This is a genomic window from Calditerrivibrio sp. (assembly GCF_049968475.1).
Lineage (GTDB): Bacteria > Chrysiogenota > Deferribacteres > Deferribacterales > Calditerrivibrionaceae > Calditerrivibrio > Calditerrivibrio nitroreducens_A.
Genome location: NZ_JBMFQS010000018.1, coordinates 1 through 8560, shown reverse-complemented (window position 1 = coordinate 8560; position 8560 = coordinate 1). Strand labels below are relative to the sequence as shown.

Here is an 8560-nt window from a genome sequence, read left to right as displayed (position 1 = left end):
TTGATGGTTTATTCCAAGATTAGAAAGAGTTTACTTGAAGATACCAGAATTGCTATGTACAAGCTTGGTAAAGGTAGTTTTTTCATAACTACTCTTATAAATATTTTGTTGGTTTTTGGTTTTTGTATAGCCATGAAGCAAAGATATTTAATTTATTGATGGACAATAATATGTTGGGGACATTCCTGTTATGGATAGTGGTGGTGCTTGCTGTTATATCTGTGGTATTTATCAAAAAAATTCCTGATAGTTTGCTTATCACCAGCCTAAAAGCAGATCCTTATTGGGGTATCTTTATATTGTTTGTGCTTCTTTTTGTTGCCCTTCTTATAACCCTTTATTATGGTATAGTGAGGGTTTATAAAGATATTAAACAGTAGATACAGGAGATAACTTTTTGATAATATATATTTTTTAGATTAATGAAGAAAAATAGTTGACAAAGTGGGAAAATGGATATATATAACCAATCCCATTGACGCGGGGTAGAGCAGTTTGGTAGCTCGTCGGGCTCATAACCCGAAGGTCGTAGGTTCAAATCCTGCCCCCGCAACCAAAGTAATCTCAGGCTATTGCCTTTGTTGATATATGGCGGATTAGCTCAGGTGGTTAGAGCATGCGGCTCATATCCGCAGTGTCCGGGGTTCAAGTCCCTGATCCGCCATTTCCTTAAAATCTAATACCCTCAAGGCTATCTAAAATGCTTTATCTGCTGAATATAAAATTTTATTGCAAAAAAATTATAAAGATGTATCTTTGATGAGTGCAAAGAGCCAACGATAAATAATGGAGTGTAGAGTTTATGTTTGAAGGAACTACGGTGATATGTGTTAAAACAAATGATAAAACTGCTATTGGTGCTGACGGTCAGGTTACTTTTGGACATACTGTATTGAAAAATAATGCAAAAAAAATCAGACGTCTTTATAATGGGGAGATTGTTTGCGGTTTTGCCGGATCCACGGCGGATGCATTTACTCTTATTGAAAGATTTGAAAAAAAATTAAATGAGCATGGTGGTCAGCTTTTGAGAAGCTGTGTGGAGCTAGCAAAAGATTGGAGGACAGATAAGTATTTAAGAAGTCTGGAAGCTATGATGATAGCTGCCAACAAAGAAAGCATGTATATAATTACTGGAAATGGTGATGTTGTGGAACCCCAGCATGGAATAGCGGCTATTGGTTCCGGTGGACCTTATGCATTTGCTGCGGCGTATGCTTTAAAAAACAACACAGACCTTGATGCGACCGAAATAGTAAAAAAATCTTTAGATATTGCCGGTGAGATTTGTATTTATACCAATAAAGAAATTATTGTAGAGGAAGTGTGATGGAGCATTTGACACCAAAACAAATAGTAGCAGAACTTGATAAGTATATAATAGGTCAGAGTTTAGCTAAAAAGGCTGTTGCAATAGCTTTGAGAAACAGATGGAGAAGATTACAATTGCCCCAGGAGAAGAGGGACGATATCACACCCAAAAATATACTCCTCATTGGGCCTACAGGGGTGGGGAAGACTGAAATAGCAAGAAGATTGGCTAAAATTACAGAATCTCCATTCATCAAGGTTGAAGCAAGTAAATTTACCGAAGTAGGTTTTGTGGGTAGAGATGTGGAATCTATAATAAGGGATTTAGTGGAGATAGCCATTTCAGAAGAGAAAGTTCGAATGAGAGAGCAGGTACTGGATGAGGCCAGGAAGAAAGCAGAGGATATTTTACTGGATAGATTATTACCTGTTCCCACAGGTTATGTTGATCAGAATTCGATTGCAGAATCAAAAGAGAAATTTAGAAAGATGCTCCATCAGGGGAAGCTTGATGATAGAGATGTAGAGATTGACATAGAGGAGTCGCATCCTCAAATAGAAATTCTTACCAATACTGGAATTGATGAAATCTCATCTAATTTACAGGATATATTTAAAAATATCTTCCCCGGGCAAAAGAAGAGAAGGTTGATGAAGGTAAAGGATGCGTTGATTCAGTTGGAGCAGCAGGAAGCCAATAGAATGTTGGATATGGAAAAGGTAAAGCGCAATGCCCTTTACAAGGTGGAACATTCTGGAATTGTATTCATAGATGAGATTGATAAAATATGTTCCAGAGAGGGTTATACAAAAGGTGGGGATGTTTCAAGAGAGGGTGTTCAACGGGATCTTTTACCTATCATAGAAGGATCCACAATTATGACAAAATACGGTATGGTTAAAACTGATCATATACTATTTATAGGAGCTGGGGCATTTCATATAGCAAAGCCTTCGGATCTCATCCCGGAATTGCAGGGTAGATTTCCGATCAGAGTGGAGCTCGATTCCCTTACGAAAGAGGATTTTATCAAAATACTTAAAGAACCTGAAAATGCTCTTACAAAACAGTACAGGGATCTTTTGATGGCGGATGATGTGGAGATTGAGTTTACTAATGATGGGATAGAAAAGATAGCGGAGATAGCCACTGAGCTTAATAAAACCAATGAGAATATAGGGGCAAGAAGGCTTCATACCATTATAGAAAAGGTTCTGGAAGATATTTCTTATGAGGCTCCTTTTGGACATTTTGCTAAAATTGTTATAGATAGCGTATTTGTTGAGAGTAAATTAAAAACTATTCTTGCTAAACAAGATTTAAGTAAATATATTTTATAGGTATGAATATGGTTGAAAGGATAAAAGAAAAAGTACTTTCCGGGGAAGATATTTCATATGGAGAGATAAGGTTTCTAATAGATTTCCCGGAAGATGATATACAGCCTTTACTAAATGCCGCATATGAAATTAAGAAAGCTTTTTTTTCCAGTAAAATAGATCTTTGTTCGATAGCCAACGTAAAAAGTGGGCTTTGCTCTGAGGATTGTAAGTTTTGTGCCCAATCAGCCCATTATAAAACGGAATCTTCTGTTTATGAGTATATAGGTGAAAAGAAATTAAGAGATGCTATTGAGTTTTACAAAAGTAAAGGTGTTAGAAGATTTGCATTAGTTACAAGTGGTAAAACCCTTGATGAAGAGACATTCGATAGAATTTTAAAAGATGTAAAGCTGATCAAAGATTATGGTTTGGTGCCGGATATATCGGCGGGTATTTTGACAAAGGATCAGCTTTTGAGGCTTAAAGATGCAGGTCTTAATGGTTTTCACCACAATCTGGAGACTTCCAGGACATTTTTCCCAAAGATATGTTCCACCCATGATTATGATGAGGATGTGAAAACTGTTAAAGATGCTGTGGAGTTAGGATTGTATGTCTGTTCCGGTGGTATTTTTGGTATTGGGGAAAGTTGGGAAGATAGAGTAGAGCTGGCCTATGAATTAAAATCCCTTAACGTACAATCGGTACCAATAAATTTTCTTAACCCAATAAAAGGTACCCCTCTGGAAGATAGACCAGTTATGTCAGAGATTGAAGCATTAAAGATAATTGCTATCTACCGGTTTATACTTCCGGATAGACAGATTAGGATTTGTGGGGGAAGAAATAGAGTTTTTAATGAGAGATCTAAATCAATCATTCTAAAATCCGGGGCAAGTGGTATAATGGTTGGGGATTATCTTACAACCACCGGGTTTCCCATCGATTCAGATTTGAAAGACATTAAGGATATCTGTAATGAAAAGTAAACCAAAATTCGATCCTGAGAACAAAGATAAAACCCCCGAGGATGTGTCAGTAGCTGTAAAAAATTTTACTCTTAAAGGTAGAATCTGGATAGATGGTGTTGACGGCACATTTATAGGTTTTGGGAGGGTTGTTCTGCTTGAGCGTATTGAACAATATGGCTCTATTTCAAAGGCTGCCAAATCTATGGAGATGAGTTACAAGCATGCATGGGAGCTGGTGGAGTCTATGAATAATCAGGGGAGTAAACCACTTGTCATAAAAACTACGGGTGGAAAAGATGGAGGGGGTGCCCAGCTTACGGAGTATGGGAAAAAGGTTGTGGGATTATTCTGGGAATTGCAAAATAACCTAAAGCAATTTATCGAAGATTATAAAGAATTACTTAAAAAGTTAAATTGACCCATGAAGGATTATGGGCTTTATTTTCATATTCCATTCTGTAAGTCTAAGTGTAGATATTGTGGATTTTATTCAATTTTACACAACGAAGAAACCGAATATGCCTATATAAATGCAATATTAAGGGAGATTAAAACTTATAAAGGTCTTAGCATTGATACTATCTATATCGGCGGTGGAACACCTTCCACGTTGAAATTGCAAAATATGAAAGTATTGCTTGAAGCTATCTATGAAAACTTTGTTATCAATCTAAAAGAATTTACTGTAGAGATGAATCCTGAAAGTGTTACAGAAGATATGTTGAAACTTCTAAAGGATTACGGCGTCGATAGAATAAGTCTTGGTATTCAGTCATTATTTGATCATGTCTTATGTCTATTGGGAAGAGTTCACAGCTCTTTTCAGGCCAGGAGGGCTATAGAAATGATTTTGAATTATGGATTAGAATTAAATAGCGATATTATCTATGATATACCAACTGCTAATCATGATTTTACATTAAATACATTGGAAATATTAACAAATTATCCCATCAAACATATATCCGCTTACAACTACTCCTTTGATACAGATTTTTTGAGTGAATATAAAAATACTGACGCAGAGACATTTTTTAATGATGTTATAGATTTTCTTTATTCCAGAGGGTTTCTTCAGTATGAAATTTCAAATTTTGCTAAAAATGGGAAGGTATCTAAACATAATACTAAATATTGGAAGATGCAGGACTATATCGGATTTGGTATTTCTGCCCACAGTATGATGAATGGTGAAGATGCCCGGATTAGGTGGTGTAATAAAGGAACTGTTGAAGAATATATCAAAGGACAATATATTATAGAAAAATATGAGGTCCCAATTGCAGAATGTTTTATCGAAGATGTTGTATTTGGAATCAGGATGGTGGATGGAGTAAATATTGAAAGCTTGAAGAGTAAATATGGCAGTGAGGTAGTGGAAGATTTTATGAAAAAAATAGTATTTCTAAAAGATGAAAATTTTATATGTTATGAACGGGGGTGTTTATGTCTAACAAGAAAAGGGCAGCTTTATCTGGACTCTGTGCAGCAATACTTCTGGGATCTATTCTATTCATAAATTTTGATTTAAATGCAGGATGTGCCGGAGATTGCTTTTCCTGTCATGAAAAACTTAAAAAAGACGATATTCATCAGTCTCTTGGGACATGTTTCGTTTGCCATAAAGTTGGAGAGCAAAAACTAAGTGTTATAAATGTTCCAAATTCTGATGGTTGTGGCAACAATTGTTTTTCCTGCCATAAAGAGTGGCCTAAAAATGGCTACCATGCAGCTCTGGAAAAGTGTAATGATTGTCATAAATCAGAAAAAATGCGTTAATAATCTCTAATTATTACTATTGATCAAAAAGTTCTTGACACTTGAAAAATGTTTCTTTATATTGGTAAGCTCATTTAAAAGGTATATTTATGTTTAAAAATGACAAAAATGTTTGTAGATAAAATCGGAGGTGCTAAGTGCCAACTTTGAATCAGTTAGTGAGACACGGCAGAGAGGTGGTTTTAAATAGAACTAAATCTCCTGCTTTGAAAAACAACCCTCAGAAGAGAGGAGTTTGTGTTAGGGTGTATACCACCACTCCAAAAAAGCCTAACTCTGCTTTGAGAAAGGTTGCAAGGGTTAGATTGGTAAACGGGATTGAAGTAACAGCATATATTCCCGGCATTGGACATAACCTACAGGAACACTCAGTTGTTCTGGTAAGAGGTGGAAGGGTTAAGGACTTACCTGGTGTAAGGTATAAGATCATTAGAGGTACTTTGGATACTGCAGGCGTAAAGAATAGAAATAAGAGCCGCTCAAAGTATGGCGTAAAAAAAGCTAAGAAGTGAGAGGGTATTTTAAATGGCTAGAAGAAGAGTTGCTAAAAAAAGAGAAGTTTTGCCAGATCCAGTTTATGGTGAAGTAGTTGTTACTAAATTTATCAATAGCCTTATGTACGATGGTGAAAAATCTGTTGCTGAAAAGATTTTTTATGATGCCATGGAAATAATCAAGGCTAAAACAGGAGAAGATGGAATCTCCGTGTTCAAGAAGGCGTTGGAAAATGTGAAACCACTTTTGGAAGTTAAATCAAGAAGAGTAGGTGGTGCAAACTATCAGGTGCCAGTGGAAGTTAGGGCTGATAGAAAACAGGCTCTTGCTATTAGATGGATTATCTCTGCCGCAAGGAATAGAAAAGAGAAAGGGATGACAGAGAGATTGGCCTCCGAGTTGATGGATGCTTATGCCAATAAAGGCGCTGCTGTTAAGAAAAGGGAAGATACCCATAAAATGGCAGAAGCAAACAAAGCTTTTGCTCATTTTAGATGGTAATAGGAGGATCTTGTGCCTAGACAGTATCCTTTGGAAAAGCAGAGAAATATAGGAATTATGGCTCATATTGATGCGGGTAAGACTACAACTACAGAAAGAATTCTATATTATACGGGTGTAAATTACAAGATTGGTGAGGTTCATGAAGGAACTGCCACAATGGACTGGATGGAGCAAGAGAGGGAAAGGGGAATTACCATCACCTCAGCCACAACCCAATGTTTCTGGAACGGCTATAGAATAAATATTATCGATACACCTGGTCACGTAGATTTTACTATTGAGGTGGAAAGGTCCCTTAAAGTTTTGGATGGTGCTTGTGCTGTTTTCTGTGCCGTTGGTGGGGTTGAGCCTCAGTCTGAGACTGTATGGAGACAGGCTGACAAATATAGGGTCCCAAGGATTGCTTTTGTTAACAAAATGGATAGAGTTGGCGCTGATTTTTATAATGTGGTCAAAATGATGGTGGATAGATTAGGTGCTAAACCTCTTCCGATTCAGATTCCTATTGGTGCGGAAGATAAGTTTGTGGGTGTTGTGGATCTCGTTAAAATGAAAGCGGTAGTTTGGGAAGGGGATCAGTTGGGTGCGAAATATGAATACAGAGAAATTCCAGCCGAATATCTTGAAAAGGCAGAAGAGTATCGTATCCAGATGATAGAAAGGGTATGTGAAATAGATGACGAGTTGATGAATAAATATTTCGAAGGTGAAGAGATTACTGAAGAGGAGATTAAAGCGGCCATCAGAAAGGGGACAATTGAGATAAAATTTACTCCTGTGATATGCGGTACAGCCTTTAAAAATAAAGGGGTGCAATTGCTTCTTGATGCCGTAGTGGATTATCTTCCATCTCCGATTGATATCCCTCCTGTAAAAGGTAAAGATCTTGATGGTAATGATGTTGTCAGACATACAAGTGATGATGAGCCATTTGCTGCCCTTGCATTCAAGATTATGACAGATCCTTATATGGGTCAGCTTACATATTTTAGGGTTTATTCTGGATGGTTGGAAGCTGGTAGCTATGTTCTTAATTCCACCAAAGGTAAAAAGGAAAGGATCGGGCGTTTGCTCAAAATGCACGCCAACAAGAGGGAAGAGATCAAAGAGATTTATGCAGGTGATATTTGTGCTACTGTTGGTTTGAAATATACAATTACCGGTGACACCCTTTGCGATGAGAATAAACCAGTTATTCTTGAGTCCATGGAATTTCCAGAGCCAGTTATATCGGTGGCAATTGAGCCTAAAACAAAAGCGGATCAGGATAAGCTTTCTATGGCCCTTAATAAGCTTGCTCAGGAAGACCCATCTTTTAGGGTAAAAGTGGATGAAGAGACTGGTCAAACGATAATTTCTGGTATGGGTGAGCTTCATCTTGAAATTATTGTTGATAGATTGATGAGGGAATTTAAAGTAGAGGCGAATGTTGGTAACCCACAGGTGGCATACAGAGAGACGATAAAGAAAAAATCCTCATATGAATCCAAATACATCAAACAGAGTGGTGGTAGAGGTCAATATGGTCACGTTGTATTGGAAGTGGAGCCACAGGAGCCTGGTGCTGGATTCAAATTTATAAATAAGATTGTTGGAGGGGTTATTCCAAAAGAATATATCCCTGCAGTTGAAAAGGGTATTGTGGAAGCTATGGATACAGGTGTTTTGGCAGGTTATCCGGTAGTTGATGTTGCGGTTACACTTTTAGATGGTTCTTATCATGAGGTTGACTCTTCTGAGATGGCGTTTAAAATAGCTGCTTCTATAGGATTTAAAGAGGCATGTAAAAAAGCATCCCCTGTTTTACTTGAACCAATAATGAAGGTGGAAGTGGTTGTTCCGGATGAGTATATGGGTGATGTAATGGGTGATTTAAACTCCAGAAGGGGAAGAATAGAAGGTATGGAAGCAAGAGGTAACGCACAGGTTATCCGCTGCAATGTTCCACTAAAAGAGATGTTTGGCTACGCTACCTCTCTTAGATCTCTTACACAGGGTAGGGCCACCTACACTATGATATTCGATCATTATGAAGAGGTACCACAAAACATATCAGATGAAATTATAAAATCGAAAGTATAAAGGAAAAAGATAGGAGGATTTTATGGGAAAACAGAAGTTCGAGAGGAAGAAACCTCACGTTAACGTAGGTACGATAGGTCACGTAGACCATGGTA

Annotated in this window: 10 protein-coding genes and 2 tRNA genes; all 12 read left to right on the top strand. The window is 37.3% G+C overall.

The genetic code is table 11. The features are described from left to right. The first annotated feature begins 158 nt into the window (after window positions 1-158). Entirely contained in the window at window positions 159-380 is a 222-nt protein-coding gene (locus ACP5Q2_RS09740) for a hypothetical protein (RefSeq protein WP_428099569.1), read from the top strand. A 99-nt stretch (window positions 381-479) separates the two neighbouring features. Then, a tRNA-Met gene (locus tag ACP5Q2_RS09735) sits at window positions 480-556 on the top strand. 34 nt (window positions 557-590) lie between these two features. After that, window positions 591-664: transfer RNA gene (locus tag ACP5Q2_RS09730), tRNA-Met, on the top strand. A 138-nt stretch (window positions 665-802) separates the two neighbouring features. Then, window positions 803-1330 carry an ATP-dependent protease subunit HslV gene (hslV, locus tag ACP5Q2_RS09725; RefSeq protein WP_424606366.1) on the top strand — a complete coding sequence of 176 codons (528 nt, stop codon included), beginning with the start codon at window positions 803-805 and terminating at the stop codon, window positions 1328-1330. Then, window positions 1330-2652, top strand: coding sequence for an ATP-dependent protease ATPase subunit HslU (gene hslU, locus ACP5Q2_RS09720; RefSeq protein WP_424606374.1), 1323 nt, complete (start codon window positions 1330-1332; stop codon window positions 2650-2652). Before hslV ends, hslU begins: the two co-directional genes overlap by 1 nt. Window positions 2653-2654: 2 nt before the next feature. Further along, a complete protein-coding gene (gene bioB, locus ACP5Q2_RS09715) occupies window positions 2655-3623 on the top strand; it encodes a biotin synthase BioB (protein ID WP_428099566.1) in 969 nt (322 codons plus the stop codon). Further along, window positions 3613-4023: a winged helix-turn-helix domain-containing protein gene (locus ACP5Q2_RS09710; protein ID WP_428099564.1), complete on the top strand. Its 411-nt coding sequence runs from the start codon at window positions 3613-3615 to the stop codon at window positions 4021-4023. The genes bioB and ACP5Q2_RS09710 overlap by 11 nt, the downstream gene beginning before the upstream one ends. Window positions 4024-4026: 3 nt before the next feature. Further along, a complete protein-coding gene (gene hemW, locus ACP5Q2_RS09705; RefSeq protein WP_428099562.1) occupies window positions 4027-5124 on the top strand; it encodes a radical SAM family heme chaperone HemW in 1098 nt (365 codons plus the stop codon). Further along, on the top strand, window positions 5052-5384 hold the full coding sequence (locus ACP5Q2_RS09700; RefSeq protein WP_428099559.1) for a hypothetical protein: 333 nt from the start codon (window positions 5052-5054) through the stop codon (window positions 5382-5384). The genes hemW and ACP5Q2_RS09700 overlap by 73 nt, the downstream gene beginning before the upstream one ends. Window positions 5385-5521: 137 nt before the next feature. After that, window positions 5522-5896 (top strand): 30S ribosomal protein S12, encoded by a 375-nt coding sequence (rpsL, locus tag ACP5Q2_RS09695; RefSeq protein WP_424606371.1) that lies wholly within the window; start codon window positions 5522-5524, stop codon window positions 5894-5896. A 13-nt stretch (window positions 5897-5909) separates the two neighbouring features. Then, window positions 5910-6380, top strand: coding sequence for a 30S ribosomal protein S7 (rpsG, locus tag ACP5Q2_RS09690; RefSeq protein WP_424606372.1), 471 nt, complete (start codon window positions 5910-5912; stop codon window positions 6378-6380). Between the two features lie 12 nt (window positions 6381-6392). Further along, the gene (fusA, locus tag ACP5Q2_RS09685) at window positions 6393-8465 is read left to right on the top strand and encodes an elongation factor G (protein WP_428099556.1); all 2073 of its coding nucleotides are present in this window, start codon (window positions 6393-6395) and stop codon (window positions 8463-8465) included. Window positions 8466-8560: the final 95 nt, after the last annotated feature.